12 protein-coding genes are annotated in these 20,240 nt (G+C 50.9%); 4 read left to right on the forward strand and 8 right to left on the reverse strand.

Annotation, left to right across the window (positions count from 1 at the left end; genetic code table 11):
- Positions 1 to 12: 12 nt before the first annotated feature.
- Complete coding sequence (locus AC1RVX_RS23475) at positions 13 to 1,125, reverse strand: HlyD family secretion protein (protein ID WP_493219007.1); 1,113 nt, start codon at positions 1,123 to 1,125, stop codon at positions 13 to 15.
- Between the two features lie 53 nt (positions 1,126 to 1,178).
- Entirely contained in the window at positions 1,179 to 2,510 is a 1,332-nt protein-coding gene (locus AC1RVX_RS23480) for a TolC family protein (RefSeq protein WP_493219008.1), read from the reverse strand.
- 207 nt (positions 2,511 to 2,717) lie between these two features.
- Between AC1RVX_RS23480 and AC1RVX_RS23485 the strand changes: the two genes are divergently transcribed.
- Positions 2,718 to 4,589 carry a PHA/PHB synthase family protein gene (locus tag AC1RVX_RS23485; protein WP_493219009.1) on the forward strand — a complete coding sequence of 624 codons (1,872 nt, stop codon included), beginning with the start codon at positions 2,718 to 2,720 and terminating at the stop codon, positions 4,587 to 4,589.
- Positions 4,590 to 4,611: 22 nt separating this feature from the next.
- On the opposite strand, the gene AC1RVX_RS23490 is transcribed toward AC1RVX_RS23485, so the two are convergent.
- The 6 genes from AC1RVX_RS23490 to dnaE all read right to left on the reverse strand — a co-directional run bounded on the left by AC1RVX_RS23490 (position 4,612) and on the right by dnaE (position 15,398).
- A complete protein-coding gene (locus AC1RVX_RS23490) occupies positions 4,612 to 6,546 on the reverse strand; it encodes an ABC transporter substrate-binding protein (RefSeq protein ID WP_493219010.1) in 1,935 nt (644 codons plus the stop codon).
- A 476-nt stretch (positions 6,547 to 7,022) separates the two neighbouring features.
- Positions 7,023 to 8,060 (reverse strand): lipopolysaccharide heptosyltransferase II, encoded by a 1,038-nt coding sequence (gene waaF / locus AC1RVX_RS23495; RefSeq protein WP_493219011.1) that lies wholly within the window; start codon positions 8,058 to 8,060, stop codon positions 7,023 to 7,025.
- Between the two features lie 8 nt (positions 8,061 to 8,068).
- Positions 8,069 to 8,650 carry a peroxidase-related enzyme gene (locus AC1RVX_RS23500; protein WP_493219012.1) on the reverse strand — a complete coding sequence of 194 codons (582 nt, stop codon included), beginning with the start codon at positions 8,648 to 8,650 and terminating at the stop codon, positions 8,069 to 8,071.
- A 49-nt stretch (positions 8,651 to 8,699) separates the two neighbouring features.
- Positions 8,700 to 10,445 carry a lipid A export permease/ATP-binding protein MsbA gene (msbA, locus tag AC1RVX_RS23505; protein WP_493219013.1) on the reverse strand — a complete coding sequence of 582 codons (1,746 nt, stop codon included), beginning with the start codon at positions 10,443 to 10,445 and terminating at the stop codon, positions 8,700 to 8,702.
- A 116-nt stretch (positions 10,446 to 10,561) separates the two neighbouring features.
- Complete coding sequence (locus AC1RVX_RS23510) at positions 10,562 to 11,875, reverse strand: O-antigen ligase family protein (protein ID WP_493219014.1); 1,314 nt, start codon at positions 11,873 to 11,875, stop codon at positions 10,562 to 10,564.
- A 4-nt stretch (positions 11,876 to 11,879) separates the two neighbouring features.
- Positions 11,880 to 15,398, reverse strand: coding sequence for a DNA polymerase III subunit alpha (dnaE, locus tag AC1RVX_RS23515; RefSeq protein WP_493219015.1), 3,519 nt, complete (start codon positions 15,396 to 15,398; stop codon positions 11,880 to 11,882).
- A gap of 318 nt (positions 15,399 to 15,716) precedes the next feature.
- On the opposite strand from dnaE, the gene AC1RVX_RS23520 reads away from it, so the two are divergent.
- The 3 genes from AC1RVX_RS23520 to AC1RVX_RS23530 are packed head-to-tail and all read left to right on the forward strand — an operon-like array spanning position 15,717 to position 20,089.
- Positions 15,717 to 17,735 (forward strand): TonB-dependent receptor plug domain-containing protein, encoded by a 2,019-nt coding sequence (locus AC1RVX_RS23520; RefSeq protein ID WP_493219016.1) that lies wholly within the window; start codon positions 15,717 to 15,719, stop codon positions 17,733 to 17,735.
- A 3-nt stretch (positions 17,736 to 17,738) separates the two neighbouring features.
- Complete coding sequence (locus tag AC1RVX_RS23525; protein ID WP_493219017.1) at positions 17,739 to 18,749, forward strand: ABC transporter substrate-binding protein; 1,011 nt, start codon at positions 17,739 to 17,741, stop codon at positions 18,747 to 18,749.
- A complete protein-coding gene (locus AC1RVX_RS23530) occupies positions 18,746 to 20,089 on the forward strand; it encodes a GGDEF domain-containing protein (protein ID WP_493219018.1) in 1,344 nt (447 codons plus the stop codon). The genes AC1RVX_RS23525 and AC1RVX_RS23530 overlap by 4 nt, the downstream gene beginning before the upstream one ends.
- Positions 20,090 to 20,240 lie beyond the last annotated feature (151 nt).

Consider the following 20,240-nt stretch of genomic DNA (forward strand, 5'->3'; position numbering starts at 1 on the left):
CATCGTTGGCATTTAGTTCCAACGTGGCTTTTGCCAGACTTGATCTTCTTTCCAGCGGATAACGGCATCTGCCGGTATGCCAGGCGTCAGTTTGTGTTCAGGATTTTTTTCTATACTGAGCTTGACTGCATACACCAGCTTTACCCTTTCGTCCGTGGTCTGTACTTCTTTGGGTGTAAATTCTGCCCTGGTGGCGATATAGCTAACCCTGGCTTCATAGAATTGATCTCCCTGGGAGTCGACATAAATACGCGCAGGCAAGCCCAGACGCAATTGACCTATTTTAGATTCCGCGACGTAGACCTTCAGGTATAAATGATCGAGATCCACCATCTCCAATATTGATCCACCTGGCATGACAACTTCACCGGGTTCACGCAGACGTGTCAGCACAACACCAGAACCTGGTGATTTGACGAGTAAATCTGCCAGTACAGAATTGGCTTCGGCCACTGCCGCATCTGCCCTGTCATGCTGGGCTTTTAAAGCTACAATATCCTGCTGCCGGGCCTTGACCTTATCATTACCCAATTGAGCCTGTGAAAGCCCTTGTCTGGCACGATTAATCGCTTCCTGTGCTGCCTTGACATCAGACTGTGCAACCTGCCACGCGAGGTCAGCCTGTTCATAACGATGCTTCTCGATGACGCCACGTTCAAACAAATCCTTGTGTCTGCTGGCATCAAGCTGCGCTTGCCGCTCGACAGCAGACGCTTTGGCATAGGCAGCCTGCGCCTGGCTGACAGTCGCGTCAGCCAGGCTGATTCCAAGGGGAACTTCTTTTTGCGCTACATCCAAAGCCCCTTGGGCTGCACGGACCTGAGCCTCAGTTGCGTTGGAAGCCTGCCTGGCTTGCTCGACCTTGGCCTGAAAGCTTTCATCTTCAAGCTGCGCGATGACTGTACCGGCTTTTACACTATCGCCCTCTTTGGCAAATACTTTGCTGATACGGCCAGGGTATTTGGCAGCAGCAACTATCCGGTCGCCCTCAATACGACCATTGGCAACAATCAGGCCTTCTGGCATTTTCCGACTTTGTGCCAGATAGTAAAAATAGCCTGTGGCAATGACTGCAGCGGCAATGCCAAGCAATACCGGGCCGAGTAATTTTGATTTATTTTCCATCGTCTTTTCCTGGATCTATGCGTTTCTAACGCAGGCCTTAAGGTGTCGTTTGTTCAGAGCTGTCCAGATGCATGCAACAATTGCAGACGAGCGAACTCATGGTCATAGATTGCATTGTCACGATTTGAATGTGCTTGCAGACGGCGCGCCTCGGCATCCAGTACATCACTATTTGGTGCCAGGCCGGAACGATAGCGCTCACGAGCCAGTGACAGAGTTTCTTCAGCCTGTTCGACGGCCTTATCCACTAGTTGCATGCGGGCTCTGGCTTCCTGCTGTGATAGCCAGGACTGACGCACCTGCAAGGCAATACGTTCACGCGTATCTGCTTCCATTTCAGTGATGGCTTGTGCAGTAGCAAACAATTGTGAAGCCTGGTGACGTATCAGGCCGCCGTCAAACAAATCCCATTTCATGACCACGCCCACATACCAGCCTTTGTCTTCGGCCAGGTAGCGGTTTTCCAGTTTGCTATAACCAGCTGTCACTCCTATCTGGGGCAAGTGCCCCGCAGCGACGCTGCTGGCCTGCTTTTTGTAGGCCGTACTTTGCATGGCCAGTTCCTGCAGTTCCCTGCGTTGCGTATTGGCAGTTTGCAATAGCGCAGGCAAATCTGTTGTAGCAAGTTCATTGGCAGTGCTGGTTATATCCTGTATCTGAACCGTACTGTCATACTTGCGCCCCAGCCAGCGATTCAATGCAGCACAGGCAAGCTCATAAGCATTATTCGCCTGCAAACCCAATTGACTGGCATTGGCCATCGCCACTTCTGAAGCCAGCAAATCGTGTTTGGCAACATAGCCTTTATCGAACAGGGCCTGTACATCATCTATATGCTTGCTGACTGCTGCGATATGGCTATTACTAACATTGACCGCATGCCCTGCACGCAGTACCGCAATATAGCTTTGTGCAATTGCCAGCTTCAAATCACTGCGGGTAAGCTGGGTATGTGCCTGTGTTGCATCAGACTGTGCCTCGGCAGCAGCCACGCCTGAGGAAATTTTTCCACTGGTGAACAAAGGTGCAGAAATACTCAAATCACCGAAATAAGCGGAATCCTGGGCAAATGGCAGTGATGTCCCTTTCAGCATCGGCAATGCTGGTATATTGACTTTGGCTGCTGGCTCAGTCTCAGTACGCATATAGCCGCTTTCCAGCGTTATCTTTGGCAAGTAATTTGCCTGCGCGGACGAGAGTTGATGCTGTGCCGCCTGTTCTTTTTGCTGCGAAGCAGCAAGTACGTGATCACGTTGTAAAGCGATGTCCCATACTTGTTCCAAAGTCTCAGCAGCAACAGCTGGCCCCATCACCAAAACATTGATATAGATCAAACCTTGAATCAAAACCTTAATTTGCTCCTTCTTCAAGGCAGGTTTTATCATGCAGGGACCATGACTATTCAGCCATTGCCTTGCAATGACGTGAACGCTTTTGTATAGGTATGAAGAGCTGAACAGAATCATCATGAATTCATCGAAGAAGAGTAAGATTAGTATATTGCTGCATTTGCACAATACAGTTGATTAGAATCAACTCAGTTCTCTGTCATATTTGCAAGAATGGATCTACATCCTTTTGAGGAAGCGCAGATGAAGTCCGATTACAGTCAAACCACCCCAGTTCAGACCACTGGTATTGCATCCTACGCGCCACAGCAATCTCAGCAGATTTGCTATCTCAGTGGCAATGAGGCAAAAGTTCACCCGCTGGATATGGCACTGCAAAACCATATTGCCAAGCTGACCGGCGGTATATCACCGGCGAGTGTCACACTAGCGGTGATGGATTGGGCGATGCATCTCGCTGTTTCGCCAGGCAAACAATTAGAGTTGCTGAATCTCGTGCAGAAACAAGTCGCCAGTTGGCCAGAACTGCTGGCCCCTGTAATTCTGGGCAAAACTGCAGACGCGACAGCAGCGACTACCGCTCAACCCGCACTTCGCCCACCGGCATCTGACACACGCTTCGTAGATGCAGGCTGGTTAAACTGGCCTTTTAATGCATTCAGCCAGTATTTCCTGCAAAGACAAGAGTTCTGGCAAAAAGCAACGACTGGCATACGTGGTGTTACAGCCCATCACGAAAACGTGGTCAACTTCATGTCACGCCAATTGCTGGACATGATGTCGCCATCGAATATGCCCTGGCTCAATCCGGAAGTGATTGCTGCGACCAAAGCCACCGCTGGGAAAAACCTGATCACCGGTGCCTCGCACTGGATGCAAGACCATGGTATGGAATACAGTCTGCCAGGCGTAGATACTGGCAAGCATGACAATGAGCAGTTGGCCTATCAGCCGGGCCGTGACGTGGCGGTGACCGAGGGCAAGGTGATCTTTCGGAATCACCTGATTGAACTCATACAGTACACACCGCAGACCACAAAAGTGTATGCGGAACCAGTGCTGATCGTGCCGTCATGGATCATGAAATATTACATCCTTGATTTATCACCACACAATTCCATGGTGCGTTTCCTGGTCAACCAGGGTCATACAGTATTCATGATTTCGTGGAAAAATCCTGGCAAGGAAGATCGCGATCTTAGCATGCAGGATTATCTTGACAGTGGCCTGCTCAGTGCGCTGGCAGAAGTTGGTCAACTGTCGCGGCACAAGCCTGTCCACACTGTAGGCTATTGCCTCGGTGGCACATTGCTTGCCATGGCGGCGGCTGCACTGGCCAGCGGGCATCCTGAAGATTTCAGATCAGATTTGCCAAAGATACAGACCGTCAACTTGCTGGCAGCGCAAACTGATTTTAGCGAACCGGGAGAGTTGGGCCTGTTCATCGACGAAAGCCAGATTGCCATGCTGGACGCTCAAATGTGGGAGCAAGGCTATCTGACCGGTGAACAAATGACAGGCTCATTTCAGTTGCTGAATTCACGCGACCTGATCTGGTCCAAAATCATGCGTGAATACCAGTTGGGCACACGTAATTCACCAAATGATCTGATGTCATGGAATGCCGACACTACCCGCATGCCATATCGCATGCATAGTGAATACCTGAAACATCTGTTCCTGCACAATGATCTGGCGGAAGGCCGTTATGAAGTCCACGGCCATGCTGTAGCACTAAACAATATTCGTGTTCCCATGTACGTCGTTGGCACAGTACGTGATCACGTATCTCCTTGGCGCTCCGTATACAAAATTCATGTGCTCAGTGACGCGCCCATCGATTTCGTGCTTGCTTCTGGTGGACACAATGCCGGCATCGTCTCCGAACCAGGACACGCCCACAGAACTTATCAGCACTTGGCATCAGATAAACGTGGTGAATTCTATCAACAGGCAGATGACTGGTTGCATGCAGCAACTACGGAAGAAGGTTCATGGTGGCTACACTGGCAAACCTGGCTGGCAACACATTCCAGTGCCGATAAAATCAAGGCTCGGCCCGTACCAGATAAACAATTGGGGGCGGCACCCGGGACATATATTTTTGAAAAATAATTACAACTGATTTTTTGACAGATTACTCCATGTCAGGAGTGTACAGGCACACACGGTTGCGTCCGTTCGCCTTTGCGGCATACATGGCCATATCAGCTTTTTTTGCCAGTTCTATGTCAGTCATACCATGATCAGGATAGATGGCGATACCTATACTGGCAGAAATAAAATGCGTATTGTCCGCAATCACGAAAGGCTCGGTCAGTGCATTGCGAATTTTTTCCGCCAATGCGCTGGCGCTTTCCTGATCACTGACGTTAAGCGTCAAGGCAACAAATTCGTCGCCACCTATACGCCCGACAGTGTCTGACTCGCGCAAACTATGTTTCATGCGTTCTGCTGCCTGCTGCAGCAAGACATCACCGACGGCATGACCAAAAGTATCATTGATAGGTTTAAAACGGTCCAGATCAATGTACATCAGCGCTACTCGCGTCTTGTTTCTTTTCGCCAGTGCCAGCCCCTGCGCAAATCGTTCAAAAAACAAAATACGATTCGGTAAATTCGTCAGGCTGTCGTGATGTGCCAAATATGCCAGCTTATCGCTGACCAGTTTGCGCTCGCTGATATCCACCTTCACGGCGACATAATGCGTGGTTTTCCCCACTGCATTTTTCACGGGCGCAATATGCGCTTCCTCCCAATACAATTCGCCATTCTTGCGGCGATTGATCAGTTCACCAGTCCATTCTTCGCCACGCAGTAACTGTTGCCACATGGCCTTGTATGTTTCTGGCTTTACTTGGCCCGATTGCAAAATACTGGGCTTTTTACCGATCACTTCGTCTGCGGCATAACCAGTTTCAGTAATGAAATGCGGATTGACATATTCGATCACACTGTCAGCATCCGTGATGATAACAGACGCGGGGCTGTGTTCGATTGCTGAAGACAAGAAGCGCAGTCTGAGTTCGTTTTTCCGGATTTCATCCAGACTATGAGCCAGCTTGCGATTCACACGCAAGATATATAGTGCAACACCACCAACGACACCAACAAAAACGAGAGCAAACAAACTCCATAAATAAAACCAGCGCAAATTTACGTCCGGATTGGGCTCATACAAAAAATCGCCCATGGAAAAATTGGCAGGCAACATTCCCAATTCTGCATAAGTATCAGCAATATGCCTCCAACGTTCTGGATTCATATAGCCTATGGCTATCAGGTCATGGCTAAGCAGGTAACTGGTTTGTGCTGCTTCGTAATGGAAGAACTCTTTGTTGTACGAAGAATTATTCAGCCCCACATAACGTTGCAAGATCAGATCGATGATTTCTTCCTGATGTTTCATTGCATATTCCCAACCACGCAGGCTGGCGGCACGGAAAGCTTTTACACGTGCGGGATGTTCTTTAATTTCTTTGTCGGTCGTGAACAGGTTGTCGCCATAAAAATCAATGCCGACCGAGCGCGGCGTATAAATATGATAGGCCACACCAGCCTGGCCCAGTCGAAAAGGTTCATTCGTCAGATAAGCTGACATGACGTCAACCTTGCCATTGACCAGATCATCTACATTAAAACTATGTTCAATTTGCTTGAATTGTTCGAAGGGGATATTTTCCCGCTTGAGATATGCCAGCAGTTCCTGCGACTGGGGTTCCAGCATGATACGTTTTCCAGGCAGATCCTGGATATTCTGTGCCTCTGCATCTTTTCTGGTGATCAGTATCAAAGGTGAATGTTGAAAAATCACGGCGACGACAACTACCGGATGACCATCCTTGCGTGCCAACAACAGACTACTGGTGCCAATACCATAATTGGCTTTTCCGCTCACCACTTGATTGACTACATCCATGCCAGGCTGGGCTTCATCGATATCAACATCCAGACCTGCCTCGCGGTAGTACCCAAGTTCCTTAGCAGCATAGTAACCGGCAAACTGAAAGGTATGCGTCCATTTCAATTGCAACCGCACTTTTTCAACGGCATGCGCTGACGGCGTGAGCATGGGCAGTAGCTGCATGCACAAGCAAACCAGGCTAAGAAGAAAATGTCGGAAGAATTTAGTTTTCATGTGGTTGGAAGCAACAAGCTGCTTCCTGATTGAGTAACAAATCAATAAAGAAAAACTGTTTTCTGACAAACAATTCGATGCACTTGCAAACTTATTGACAGGTCTACAGCCCGGCCATCAAGACACTAGGTGTTGAAATTTTGCAATATTTAAAAGATGTCAAGATATGCAACCCCTAAACCCATTTTTTGCCAAAATGGACATATTTCAGGTACTACTTGTACAGAAATAAGGTCGTCAATGCGTTCGTGTGAATGGATTTTTTAATGTTACAGCAGCTTGCCCGGCAGAATCTAAGTTGAAACAATCCTTTACAGTCGCAATCGTTTCCAACTATTTTACTTACCAGCCACTGTAATGGCACAGCTTTCCTCATACATTCAGGCCAGATCAGGGATATCAGAAATGGCTCACCCCATGCCGTGACACAAGATTTTTTGCAACGGTAGCCAGACCATACCCGCCTCCAACTTTTGCATGCAGTCATGATGGCCTAGCGGGCATTCCCTTTGGCGGCAAGGGGCGCAGGCCAGATGCAGAGACAAAGAGTAGGCAATATCAGAAAACGGTGGTGCGTGGCCAGGGTCCGTCGGCCCATAGATCGCAATCACCGGGCGATTCAGGGCTGAAGCGATATGTAAAAGACCAGAATCATTGGATACCATTGCGGCCGACTGGGCAATCAATGCCACTGCCTGGTCCAGCGAGGTTTTGCCGGCGAATTGATGTACTTGCGGGCAGATAGCCTGAATCTGGTTGCAGACCTCCACATCCTTGGGTGACCCCAGCAAGACGATTTGCGTCGTCGGCTGTGCGTTCAGGATGGTGCGAGCCAGTTCAGCAAAATGGCTGACCGGCCAGCGTTTGGCATTGCCAAACTCGGCACCTGGTGCAAAACAAACCACTGGATGTTGCATGGACAAGTTCATGGCCTGCATGGCGGCAGCTATTTTGACGGCACCGACTTCCAGCCTTGGCTTTGGCAAATTTTGTGGCGCCTCATCGGCAGGTGCAAAAGCCAGCGCGGCATAAAATGGCACCATAGCACGCGGTGAATGGCGGTTGTCATGATGCATCAGGTTGATCAGGCCATAGCGACTTTCGCCCTTGTAGCCAACGCGTTTGCTGATGCCCGCCATCCAGGGAAGCAGTGCAAATTTCAGCGTATTGGGTAATACGTAGGCTGCTATATAGCCACGCTGACGCAACTGGCGCGCATAACGCCAGCGCTCGCGCAGTTGCAAGGCTCCATGCCTGAATGGTGTTTCAAGCACGGTATCGACTTCTTTCATAGCACGCAATACCGGCGCTACCCAGGCCGGTGCCAACACATCAATGGCAGTCGTTGGATTATCTTGCTTGAGCAACTGCAACAGGGGCTGCGCCATAACGGCATCACCTATCCAGTTAGGGGCGATGACGAGAATACGGAATGCTGATTTTTCCATGCCTGACGTCATCTTGGCGTGCGCCCCATGAGAAAGAATTCATCATTCGGTCGCATCGAAATCACATTCGCCATACGATTGGACAAACCAAAGAAAGCCGTGATGGCCGCGATGTCCCAGATATCTTCATCATCAAAGCCATGACCATGCAGCAGAGCATAATCAGCATCGTTGACGCTTTGCGAATCCAGGCACACCTTGATAGCAAAATCCAGCATCGCACTTTGCCGGGGAGTGATATCGGCTTTCAAATGATTGACGGCAACCTGATCAGCCACCAGGGTATTTTTGGCATAAATGCGCAGGATGGCACCATGCGCCACCACACAGTACAGACAGTTATTTTTTGCGCTGGTGGCGGTCACGATCATTTCACGTTCAGCCTTGTTCAGGTTGCCGGTGGTCTTCAGCATCAGCGCATCATGGTAGGCAAAAAAGGCGCGGAATTCATCCGGCCTGTGCGCCAGCGTCAAAAACACATTGGGCACAAAACCCGCCTTCTCTTGCACCGCAAGAATTTTTTCGCGTATGTCCTCAGGCAGGTCTTGCAGGGATGGTACCGGGAAACGGGAAATGGCAGTAATCATCATGCGTCCTCTCACTAAGTTACAGAACCAAGTTACAAGCTAAACAGCAAAACTAAGCTGCAAATTGCAAACGATACAGATTGGCATACACACCATTATTATCCAGCAATTGGGTATGTGTACCCATTTCCACTATCCTGCCATCCACCAATACGGCAATGCGGCTGGCACGTTCTATGGTGGATAAACGATGCGCAATCACCAGCGTGGTTCTGCCCTGCATCAACTCATCCAGCGCCGCCTGTACCGCACGTTCTGATTCGCTATCAAGTGCGGAGGTGGCTTCATCCAGAATCAGGATGGGGGCATTTTTATAGATGGCGCGGGCGATTGCCAGGCGTTGTCTTTGGCCGCCAGACAAACGCATGCCGTTATCACCTATCATTGTATTCAAGCCTTCCGGCAAGTCGCGCACCACATCAGTCAGATGAGCTGCCTTCACCGCAGCAGCAACACGTGCTGCGTCAGGTTGCGCATCGCCATATGAAATATTCGCTGCCAGGGTGTCATCAAACAACACCACGTTCTGGCTGACCATGGCAATCTGTTCACGCAGACTGCTGAGGGAAAGTGCTTGCAGAGAACAGCCATCCAGCAGGATATCGCCTGAAGTTGGGGTATAAAAACGCGGCACCAGATTTACCAGTGAGGTTTTGCCACCGCCCGACATACCCACCAGGGCGATAGTTTCACCTGGTTCTATACGCAGATTGATATCCTTGAGCGCTTCCTGCTCTTGCCCCGGATAAGAAAAATTGGTGCCGACAAATTCCAGCCTGCCTTGGGCCCGTTCAGTCAGAGTTTTGCCATGGTCATTTTCAGGTGCTGTGTCGATCAAGGCGAATACCGATTCTGCCGCTGCCATGCCGCGTTGCAAAGGGCCATTCAGGTCGGCCAGTCTTTTCAGCGGAGTCAGCAACAACATCATCAAACTGACAAATTCAACGAAATGTCCTGCGGTGGTGGCATCCGCTGCTGCCTGTGAGACCGCAAACATGATCACCACCGCCACCGCAACGGCAGCCGCCAATTGTGTCAGCGGCGTGGTGGAAGCAACGGCAACTGTCGTGCGCATGGCATAGCCGCGCAGTTTTTCGTTCTTGGCATCAAAGCGTTGCTGCTCATATTTTTGGCCACCAAAAATGCGTATGACCTGACTGGCGCGAGTGGCTTCTTCTATCACCTGTGTCAGCTCATTATTCACATCCAGCTGGTTCTGGTTGAGTTTGCGCAGGCGCTTGCTGACGCCTCGCACCAGCAGGGCCATGACTGGCATCAACACCAGGGCGACGATGGTCAATTGCCAGTTGCGCCACAACAGTGCTGCCAGCAACACGGCAACGGTAATCGAATCGCGGAACAGGGTCGTAATCGACACTTTAAGCATCTCAACAATCTGTTGCGCTTCAAACATGATGGTGTTGATGATACGCCCGCTGGACTCAGCCTGATAAAAACTGATGGGTACGGTCAGTATGCGGTCAAATACCTTGGCACGCAGTTCATTGAGCAATTTGCTCGATATCCAGGTCATCAGATAACTGGTGGTGAAAGTGCAGATGCCACGAAACAGGAAGATGGCGATAATTGCCACCGGCACTTTCCACAAAGCCAGCTTGCTGGCATCACCATGGAAACCATGGTCCAGAATATAGCCGAGCACCTTGGGGAACATGACCTCGGTCGAGGCAGTACCCACCATGGTCAGCAAGGCCCACCAGACCCGCGCGCGATAGGGCGTAACGGATGCCCATAAACGCCGGAAAACCATCATTGTTTCTTTATTGATCAAGCTCATAGTCCGATTTCATTTTTCCTGATGCACATGCGAGTCATGAATGCCCGGTAACACCGTGCAATATCACAACACCACAGTACAAAAAATTTTCTATTTCCAGATGCCCAGCAGCAGATTTATTCGCTGCGCAAGCCGGCCAGCGGAATCGCCAGCAATATCATGAATGCCATACCAAACACGCCATCCCGCAAAATAGCATTGAACATGCCGCCCAACATCATGGACACGGTCAGCATCAGCAGGGGCATGGCCAATTCCCATACTCTGGTATGTTCATGTTGCGACATGCGCCTGGCCGTCCACAACTGTGTAGCCCAGATACCTAGCAAGGCTAGTAAACCAAAGGCACCCAGTTCAGTCAGGTACAGCAGATAATCATTGTGCGGCGTGGTCATGGTGGCACTGCTGAGACCCTTGGCTTTTTCCTGGTACAGCGGCATCCAGCTGGCAATGCCATGCCCTGCCCAAGGATCGTCGGCAATGATGTCAGCGGTGATCCTGTATATCTCCAGGCGCATGCCGTCTTCATTGACCTTGCGTCCCTGAGAAAAATCACGCAATTGCTGAATAGTGCAGATGCTGCGCAATTTGAATATTTCCCACGGACCTGCCTGTACCAGCCGTATCTCGCAGGTCGGTGGTGGTGGCAAGCTCAAGGCATATTTCCAACCTCCAAACAAAGCTGCCAACAAAACCAGAGGCAAGGCGAAGGTGCGCCAGGACCAGCCCATCTGACGCAACAATAAAATCACACACAGCAAAACAAATAGCAGGCTCGCTGTGCGGGTCTTGGCCAGTAAGATAAGCGCAGCGACGACGTACACAACGATCGCGATACGCCACCACAAATGATCACGATGCAAACGCAATTCATGCAACATCCATGCAGCAGCGACTGCCATCAGGATGCCTAATAAAATTGATTTATTTCCCTCATACACCACATAGCTGCGAAACAGTGTGTTGGCGGACAGCAGGTGAAAGGCGTTCGCCACAAACAGGCTTGCCGCCAATACCGCCCCGGCAAAAAAAACATGCATGGCACGACGCTGCCAGGCACCCGGTGCCACAGTCAAAAAAGGCAAGAGAAACAGATAGGTCTGGTAATGCAAGAAACCAGGCCAGAATTCCTTGGCATTGTCGTCTGGCATACCCTGGCTGGCCGCAATCACCACGCTGACCAGGCTCAGGGCAAAAATCGGCAACAGCATGGGACTCTGACGCAGCCTTTGTATTTTCCGGACAAAGCCGCCCGATACCAATAGCGTCACATAAAACAGGAGTACGCCAAAATACATGACACCTACAGGGAAAAACAGGGTCAGCGGCAATACCGACAAAATCTGTTGCGGTAAAGTCTGACGCCAACCTTGTGCTGCATCCCTGGGCAGCACAGCAGCGTCAGCAGACGACACACGGGCTTTATCCATGGAATCAGGCGTATTCAATTTTGACGTTTTTCATGGATAGCCATTCACCCAGGTTTTGACGCAAGGTGTCATCCGGGTTCACCCGCCATTGATCCGACAGATACAGCTCGGCACTGGCATTGGCGTTTTGATAGCGTATCAATACCGGGCAGCCATCTGCATTCAGATGTGGCTTCAACAGTTCCTGCAGCTTCTTGGTATCGGCACCGGCTGTCAGCGTCAAACGCAAGCCTTGCGAAAACTGGACACGGGCACGGCCTATGTCCATGACCTTTTCAGCAGAAATACGCAAACCGCCAGAGAACCTGTCTTCTGACACTTTACCCAGCACGGCCAGGAATTCATCTTCCTTGAACAGCGATTTGAATTCTTCCATGATTTCGCTGTAGACCGTGACCTCAACCACAGCGGTACCGTCATCAAGGCTGACAATCAACAGCTTGCCACGCTGCGTCATCTGGGTACGTACACCACTGATGATGCCGCAGATCAAACGTAAATCGCGCGAGGGCTCCAGTTTGGCCAGTGTGGTCTTGATGAACTGACGCACTTCAGGCGCGTAAGAATCAAACAGATGGCCCGACAGGTAAAAGCCCAGTGCTGTTTTTTCTTCGGTCAGGCGTTTTTTGTCTGTCCAAACCGGCACATCCAGATAATCTGGCGGCGGAATCAGGTCGTCATCATCACCAAACAGACTGACCTGATTTGCGGCGGCTTCAGCCTGTTCGGCAGCTTCCAAAGCAAAATCAACTGTTGCCAGCAAGATGCCTCGATCTTTGCCCAGGCAATCCATGGCACCAGCACGTATCAGCGATTCGACGGTGCGACGATTGACCTGACGCTTGTCTACACGCTTACAGAAATCAAACAAATCAGTAAATGGTCCACCGTTGATACGGGCTGCAATGATGCTTTCAATCGCATTCTGGCCCGAGCCCTTGACGGCCCCCATACCATAACGTATCTGACTGGATTTTTTACCTGGCTCGGCAACAGGCATGAAACGATAATCAGACAGATTGATATCTGGCGGCAGCATTTTCAGCTTGCAGATATCGATCGCGTCTTCCACCAGAATCTTGACCTTGTCGGTATCATCCATGGCCAGCGACATATTGGCTGCCATGAACGCGGCGGGGTGATGGGCCTTTAGATACGCTGTGTGATAAGACAGCAATGCATACGCGGCAGCATGAGATTTATTGAAACCATAGCCCGCGAATTTTTCCATCAAATCGAAAATTTCATCGGCCTTTTCTTGCGGCAAACCATCCTTGGCTGCACCATCACGGAAAATCTGCCGATGTTCGGCCATCTCTTCGGCTTTTTTCTTACCCATGGCACGGCGCAGCAAATCCGCACCGCCGAGTGAGTAACCACCGACCACCTGCGCCATCTGCATAACCTGTTCCTGATACACCATGATGCCGTAAGTTTCAGACAAAATGCCTTCAGTACGTGGATCAGGATAATCGAAGCGCTCACCATGCTTACGCTTGCAAAAATCCGGGATCAGGTCCATAGGACCAGGACGATACAAAGCCACCAGCGCGATAATGTCTTCAAAACGATCGGGACGCGCATCTTTAAGCATGCCTTGCATGCCGCGGCTTTCCAGCTGGAACACGGCGACGGTTTTCGCCTTGGTCAACAGTTCATACGATGGCCGGTCATCCAGCGGCAATTTGGCCAGGTCAAAATCCGCCATGGCCGGGTCCAGCATCTTGATATAGCGCACTGCCCGGTCAAGGATGGTCAGCGTGGTCAAGCCCAAAAAGTCGAACTTGACCAGGCCCACAGCCTCCACGTCGTCTTTATCATACTGCGAGACCACGCCAGAATCGCCGCCCTGTGTGTACAGCGGGCAAAAATCGGTCAGTTTTCCTGGTGCGATCAATACACCGCCGGCATGCATACCTATATTGCGGGTGATGCCTTCTACCTGTTGTGCCAGGTCGAGCAGGGTTTTGACTTCTTCTTCATTTTCCTGACGTTCTGCCAGCAGCGGCTCTTCAACAATGGCTTCAGCAATCGTCACCTGCTTGCCCGGTTTGAACGGGATCAGTTTCGATACGCCATCGCAAAACATATAGCCAAAATCCAACACCCGGCCCACGTCGCGAATCGCGCCTTTGGCTGCCATGGTACCGAAGGTGGCAATCTGCGATACGGCGTCTTTGCCATACCGGTCTTTCACATATTGAATGACGCGGTCACGGCCTTCCTGGCAAAAGTCAATATCAAAGTCGGGCATGGATACCCGCTCTGGATTCAGGAAACGTTCAAACAGCAGGTTGTATTGCAATGGGTCGAGATCGGTAATCAGCAGCGAATAAGCAACCAGCGAACCTGCGCCAGAACCACGTCCCGGCCCTACTGGCACGCCATTGTTTTTTGCCCACTGGATAAAGTCCGCAACGATCAGGAAGTAACCGGGGAAACCCATCTTGATGATGGTGTCCGTTTCAAACTTCAAACGCGCTTCATAGCGGGCGCGCTCTTTCTCACGTTTTTCTTCATTTGCGAACAAATGCTGAAGACGGAATTCCAGCCCACGCTGGGCTTCATGCACCAGAAAATCATTGATGGTCATGCCTTCTGGCGTCGGGAAATCCGGTAATTTTGGTTTGCCCAATTCCAGCGTCAGATTGCAGCGTTTGGCAATTTCTACTGAGTTGCGCAAGGCTCCTGGCATGTCGGCAAACAGTTCTGCCATCTCTGCCTGGGTTTTAAAACACTGTTGTTCATTGAAGCGACGTACGCGGCGGCCATTGGCCAGCATATCGCCTTCGGCAATACAGACCCGCGCTTCATGTGCCGTGTAGTCATCCTTGCTGATGAATTGCACGGGGTGAGTAGCTACTACCGGCAACTGCAGCCTGCTGGCCATTGCCACGGCAGCGCGCACATGGTTATCCATATTCGGCTGACCGGCGCGCTGAATTTCTATATAAAAATGCTGCGGGAAAATCCGCGACCAGCGCAAGGCCAGCTGTTCTGCCAGATCAGGATTGCCATTGTCGATGGCGACCCCGACATCGCCGAAATGTGCACCAGAAAGAGCAATCAGTCCGCCACCCTGACCATCTTCATGCAGTTTTTGCAACCATTCATAACGAATTTCTGCGCGCCCCTTGTGCTGATTGGTCAGCCATGCCTGTGCCAGCAATTCGCACAATTGCAGATAGCCCAGGCGATTCTTGACCAGCAACAGCAATCTGGAAGGCTTGTCACGTTCAGCATCATTGCTGATCCAGACATCACAGCCCGCAATCGGTTTCATGCCCTTGCCGCGTGCGGCTTTATAGAACTTCACCATCGCGAACAGATTCGCCAAATCGGTGATCGCCATGGCTGGCTGTTTATCTTTTACTGCTGCCTTGATGACATCATCGATACGTACCAGGCCATCCACAATAGAATATTCGGAATGGATGCGCAGATGTACGAAGGCGGGTTCGTAAGGTTTTGCGGCAACCGTTTCGCTGCCAGCGTCGGGGGAAATAATTAATTCTGTAGTCATCCCGCTATTCTAACCCGTTGGCTGCCCTGACCAGAAGCTTTGCCTTACTTTGCCTTATTGCGAGTTTAGATAAATGGTATTTTTTAAAACATGTCCAGTTGCATGAAGCCGGATTTGGCCAAAACATAACAAATACACAATATTATTTGCAATAACACCCTTTGATATAAATATGTTTGTACAAACGTTAATTTGCGCACAGAAATTGCGAAAAACTTCCAAAAAGGTACACGACTGATTTTCTTTGCATTTAAACTACAAGCAAGAACTTTGCTGTGTTACTCTAAATCAACAACTTTTCTGGTGCTGGAGCCACTCTTGTCAGCTGACGAAATCAGATTAACTCTATCCTTTCTTTGTCCGGGCAAAAAGGCTGGCAGCATACTGTTACTGTTTTTACTTGCTCAGGCCAATGCGCTGGCTGGTGGCGGTGAAGAGTCCATTTTCCTGGACGAAGTGCCGGTCATCCTGTCGGCTTCGCGCCTGTCGCAGCCCATCAATGAAGCCCCGGTTGCGGTCACTATCATAGATCGCCAGATGATCAAGGATTCCGGTGCCTGGGATTTATCCGAGGTATTCCGTCTGGTACCCGGCATGTATGTGGCTTATCACGCTGACCCGTATTTTTCTGCCGACAGCACTGTGGCCTACCATGGCATGGTCACCACCACCACTTCTGACCGCATGCAGGTGCTGATCGATGGCAGGTCTGTGTATTCCAGCCTGTTTGGCGGGGTCAACTGGAGCGATCTGCCCATCGTGCTGGAAGATATAGAACGCATCGAAGTCATACGCGGACCAGACTCAGCCAGCTATGGGGCCAATTCTTACTCCGGCGTCATCAATATCATCACGCGTCACCCGGCTGAAACCCAGGGCAAAATGTTGTCACTGTCTGTGGGCCCAGGACGCAAGGAAGCCATATTCCGCTATGGTGGTAAAAATGGTGACCTCAGCTACCGGATAACCGGCAGCCTGCGCGACGATATGGGGGAAGACAGCCGCATCCAAAATGCCACGTCACGATTCCCCTTCTGGACTGTGAACAAATACGATAACAAAACCATACAAAACCTGAACCTGCGCGCCGATTACCAGCTCAACGCAGCCGACGCGCTGGAATTCCAGTTTGGCTATAACGGTGGCCCGCGTGAGGTGGGTGAATACAATAACGTATACGCCATCAGCCGCAGTGCAGAAAACCATTTTGAAATGTTGCACTGGCGACGCGCACTGGAAGCAGGCGGCGAACTGTCGGTACAATTTTTTCATACCGTAGAACGAGTCTACGCCAGCCTGAAAGATTCAGATGGCATCAGCGACGGTGACGCCATCTTGCGCCGCTACGATCTTGAAGTACAGCATACCTTTGTCCCCTTCAAGGATGCCAGGATGGTATGGGGTGGCAGCGTGCGCTACGACCAAACCTATGCCCCGTATTACCTTGGTGTCGGCGATAACCAGTATCTGTTTGGCGATTTCCCTTACCATTTGCGGCGCTTGTTTGGCAATCTGGAATGGCGTGCCAGACCCGATCTGATCTTCAATGTCGGTGGCATGATAGAAAACAATACCTATACCGGCACCGATACCACGCCACGCTTTGCTGTCAACTGGCATATGCTGCCAGGACACACCTTGCGCATCAGCCATTCGCGTGCCACGCGCTCACCTTCGGTGTATGAAAAAGTCTATGACAGCTACTGGCGTAGCCCCGAGTTCTATCCTGGCTTGCCCGAAATGCAGACAGAACGTGTGAAATCTTCCGACATAGGTTACATGGGCAAATACGCCGGCCTGGATATCGATTTTCGCCTGTTTTATGATGACTACAGCCAGTTGATTGATGTCCGCAACAGCCGTTCTGCAGCCAGCGGTAATCTCAACGCAGGCACCGCCACCATGCGCGGCTATGAACTGCAACTGAAAGCCCAGCTTGGCGACAATACTAAACTGATCTACGGTTTGTCCGGTGGCAGCGTCAAAAGCAATAATGTGAACGGTGTCATCTACAGCGATTCTCTGCCCAAGTACAGCCAGAGCATGATGCTAAGCCATAAGTTCAATGAACAATGGAGCGGTAGCCTGGTAGCCTATCAGGTCGCCAAAACCAAATTCAATGCCACTGACTATAATCCGAATGAGAACCGGGGTTACTACGTAGACGCCAACCGCAGATTGGATGCCAAGCTTAGCTACCAACTCAAAATGGGCGACAAACAGGCCGAATGTTCGCTGATTGCCCAAAACCTTGCCGATGCGCGTTATTTTGAATACCGGCATGACAACGAAGTGCCTGGACGTCGCGTCAGACTGAATTTCAGATTGGATATGTAAATCATGCTGTACCAGCATGTCCAGTGCCTGCGCCACCGCTTGCCACCTTTTGCAGGCAAGGGGTTGCCATGCCTGCTGTTCAGTCTGGTGTTGAGCATGACGTTCAATTTGCTAACGCCCCTCCCCTGTCTGGCCATAGATAATGTCACTATACTGCTAAGTGAAGATGGTGCTGCCTACACAGAATTTGCCAATAGTCTGACCAGCCAGCTTGCGCAAGGCAGCACCGCAAAAACCACCGTCAAAACCCTGTACCTGCCTGCCCTGAAAACAGAAGAGTTGTCGCACAGCGCTTATAACCAGTTGCTGATCGCTGTCGGTACCCCGGCAATGACAGCCATGGCGCAAAAACCGCCAGCCATGTCTGTGCTGAATGTACTGGTACCACGCAGCATCTTTCAGAAAATCGCCAAGCAGTATGGCCGCCATCAAGACCAGCATCGTTTTTCTGCGGTGTATGTAGATCAGTCGTGGAACCGTCAGTTGGCATTGATACACAGCACCCTTCCCAACAGCAGCCGCATAGGTATATTGCTGGGCAAAGATTCAGCCGACATGCTGACCGGTGTTCAGGCAGCAGCCAAAGAAGCTGATTTTCAGTTGAATATGGAAACCGTGAATGATGATTCTGGCCTGCTGCCAGCCTTGCGCAGGTTATTGATCAACAGTGACGCCCTGCTGGCAATGCCTGACCCTGCCATCTATAACCGCAACAATATTCCAAGCATTTTGCTGACCAGCTACCGCCAAAAAATACCGCTGTTCGGGTTTTCAGCTTCGTATGTCAAGGCCGGTGCGCTGGCTGCCGTATACAGCTCACCAACACAAATCAGCCAGCAAGTGGTGGAAATCATCCAAAGCTTGCCCGCTCATGCCTATTTGCCACTGCCGCAATACCCACGTTATTTCACGGTCAGTGTCAATTCCCAGGTCAGCCATTCGCTCAGCCTGGAAGTGGACGACGAAAGCAATCTGATGCGCAAATTAAAAGCCATACCGGAGCGTGCCCAATGAAAAGCTGGCCGCTCGCCCATCGCATATTATTCCTGGCGCTGGCACCAGTGTGGGTGATTTCTGTCTTGCTGGTGCTGCTGGCCGTCATCGTCGGCATCACTGAAATTGACGGTGCCCTGAAAGCGCGCGGTGCCGTCATCACCCGTCAATTGGCACCTGCCAGCGAATACGGTGCATTTTCTGGCAACCGTGAGGTCTTGCAAGCACTCACCCAGTCAGTCATGAAAGAAGATGACGCCAAAGCCGTCATCATCACCGATGCCAACAACAGGGTATTGGCCGTCAGTGGCAAACCCAGCAAAATGGGACCAGAACATGCCAATGCTGCCGACACCGGCAAGATTCTCAAAGGCGACCAGGGCTCGCTGATATTTGCCGCCCCGATTTACCAGGGCAAAGCCGATAGCGACGCCTTTGACCTGTTTGACCGCAGCAGCAGTGACAAGACAAGCGACAAAACCGGCAACAAACCAAAATTATTGGGCCGGGTTTATCTGGAGCTGAGTACCCATGCCAGCCGTCAAAGCAAGAACGCCTTTGTCGCTATCAGCATACTGATAGGGCTGATAGGCACAGCCTGTGCATCAGTGCTGGCATTGCGTATGAGCCGTGACATCACCCGCCCCCTGTCACGCCTGCTGGATGGCGTACACCTGATGGCGAAAGGCGAACTGAACACCCGGATAACTGCCAGTTCTGGCGGCGAATTACAGGAACTGGAAACGGGCTTCAACCAGATGGCAGAAAAGCTCGAAGGCAGCCATAAATCCATGATGGAAGTCAACAGCAACCTGGAAAGCCTGGTCGCCGCCCGCACCCATGAACTGGAAATGCGCAATCATGACCTGGAATTACTATCCAGCACCGACCGCCTGACCGGCTTGCACAATCGCCTGAAACTGGAAAAAATCCTGGACGAAGAACACCAGCGCAGCCTGCGTTATGGCACTTTCTTTTCCCTGGCCATTGTCGATATTGACCTGTTCAAGCAGGTCAATGACTGCTATGGGCACCAGATCGGTGATCAGATCCTGGTCGGCATTGCCAACATCCTTAAAGAGCATGTGCGCAGCATGGATGCTGTTGGCCGCTGGGGTGGCGAAGAATTTTTAGTGATTTTCCGTGAAACCAATATCCATGCCGCAGTAGCAACTGCAGAAAAACTGCGTGCGGCCATCGCCAATCACGAATTCAAGATTGTGGGCAAGAAAACCGCCAGCTTTGGCGTCGCGGCCTACCGCCATCCAGACAGCATCCACGAAACCATGAGCAAGGCTGACAACGCCCTCTACCATGCCAAGAAATGCGGGCGTAACCGGGTGGAATCGAGCGGGATTTGAATGAAATAGCTTTTTTACCCTGCTTTTAAGCAATTTCTCGCCAAAAATCAGCCATTTCCACTATCCATTCCCTGCAGATAGCCAAACATTCGCGCCCGCAATGCTGCGCTACGGTAAAATACTTGTCAGCCTGGGCCGCACACCCCGAATT

The sequence above is a fragment of the Undibacterium sp. GW821-FHT11B02 genome, from assembly GCF_058808955.1.

What these genes read in the sequence shown, in the direction of transcription:
- AC1RVX_RS23475 (WP_493219007.1), bottom strand. Translation starts at nt 1,125, where the DNA reads ATGGAAAATAAATCAAAATTACTCGGCCCGGTATTGCTTGGCATTGCC.
- AC1RVX_RS23480 (WP_493219008.1), bottom strand. Translation starts at nt 2,510, where the DNA reads ATGATAAAACCTGCCTTGAAGAAGGAGCAAATTAAGGTTTTGATTCAA.
- AC1RVX_RS23485 (WP_493219009.1), top strand. Translation starts at nt 2,718, where the DNA reads ATGAAGTCCGATTACAGTCAAACCACCCCAGTTCAGACCACTGGTATT.
- AC1RVX_RS23490 (WP_493219010.1), bottom strand. Translation starts at nt 6,546, where the DNA reads ATGCTCACGCCGTCAGCGCATGCCGTTGAAAAAGTGCGGTTGCAATTG.
- waaF (WP_493219011.1), bottom strand. Translation starts at nt 8,060, where the DNA reads ATGGAAAAATCAGCATTCCGTATTCTCGTCATCGCCCCTAACTGGATA.
- AC1RVX_RS23500 (WP_493219012.1), bottom strand. Translation starts at nt 8,650, where the DNA reads ATGATGATTACTGCCATTTCCCGTTTCCCGGTACCATCCCTGCAAGAC.
- msbA (WP_493219013.1), bottom strand. Translation starts at nt 10,445, where the DNA reads ATGAGCTTGATCAATAAAGAAACAATGATGGTTTTCCGGCGTTTATGG.
- AC1RVX_RS23510 (WP_493219014.1), bottom strand. Translation starts at nt 11,875, where the DNA reads ATGGATAAAGCCCGTGTGTCGTCTGCTGACGCTGCTGTGCTGCCCAGG.
- dnaE (WP_493219015.1), bottom strand. Translation starts at nt 15,398, where the DNA reads ATGACTACAGAATTAATTATTTCCCCCGACGCTGGCAGCGAAACGGTT.
- AC1RVX_RS23525 (WP_493219017.1), top strand. Translation starts at nt 17,739, where the DNA reads ATGCTGTACCAGCATGTCCAGTGCCTGCGCCACCGCTTGCCACCTTTT.
- AC1RVX_RS23530 (WP_493219018.1), top strand. Translation starts at nt 18,746, where the DNA reads ATGAAAAGCTGGCCGCTCGCCCATCGCATATTATTCCTGGCGCTGGCA.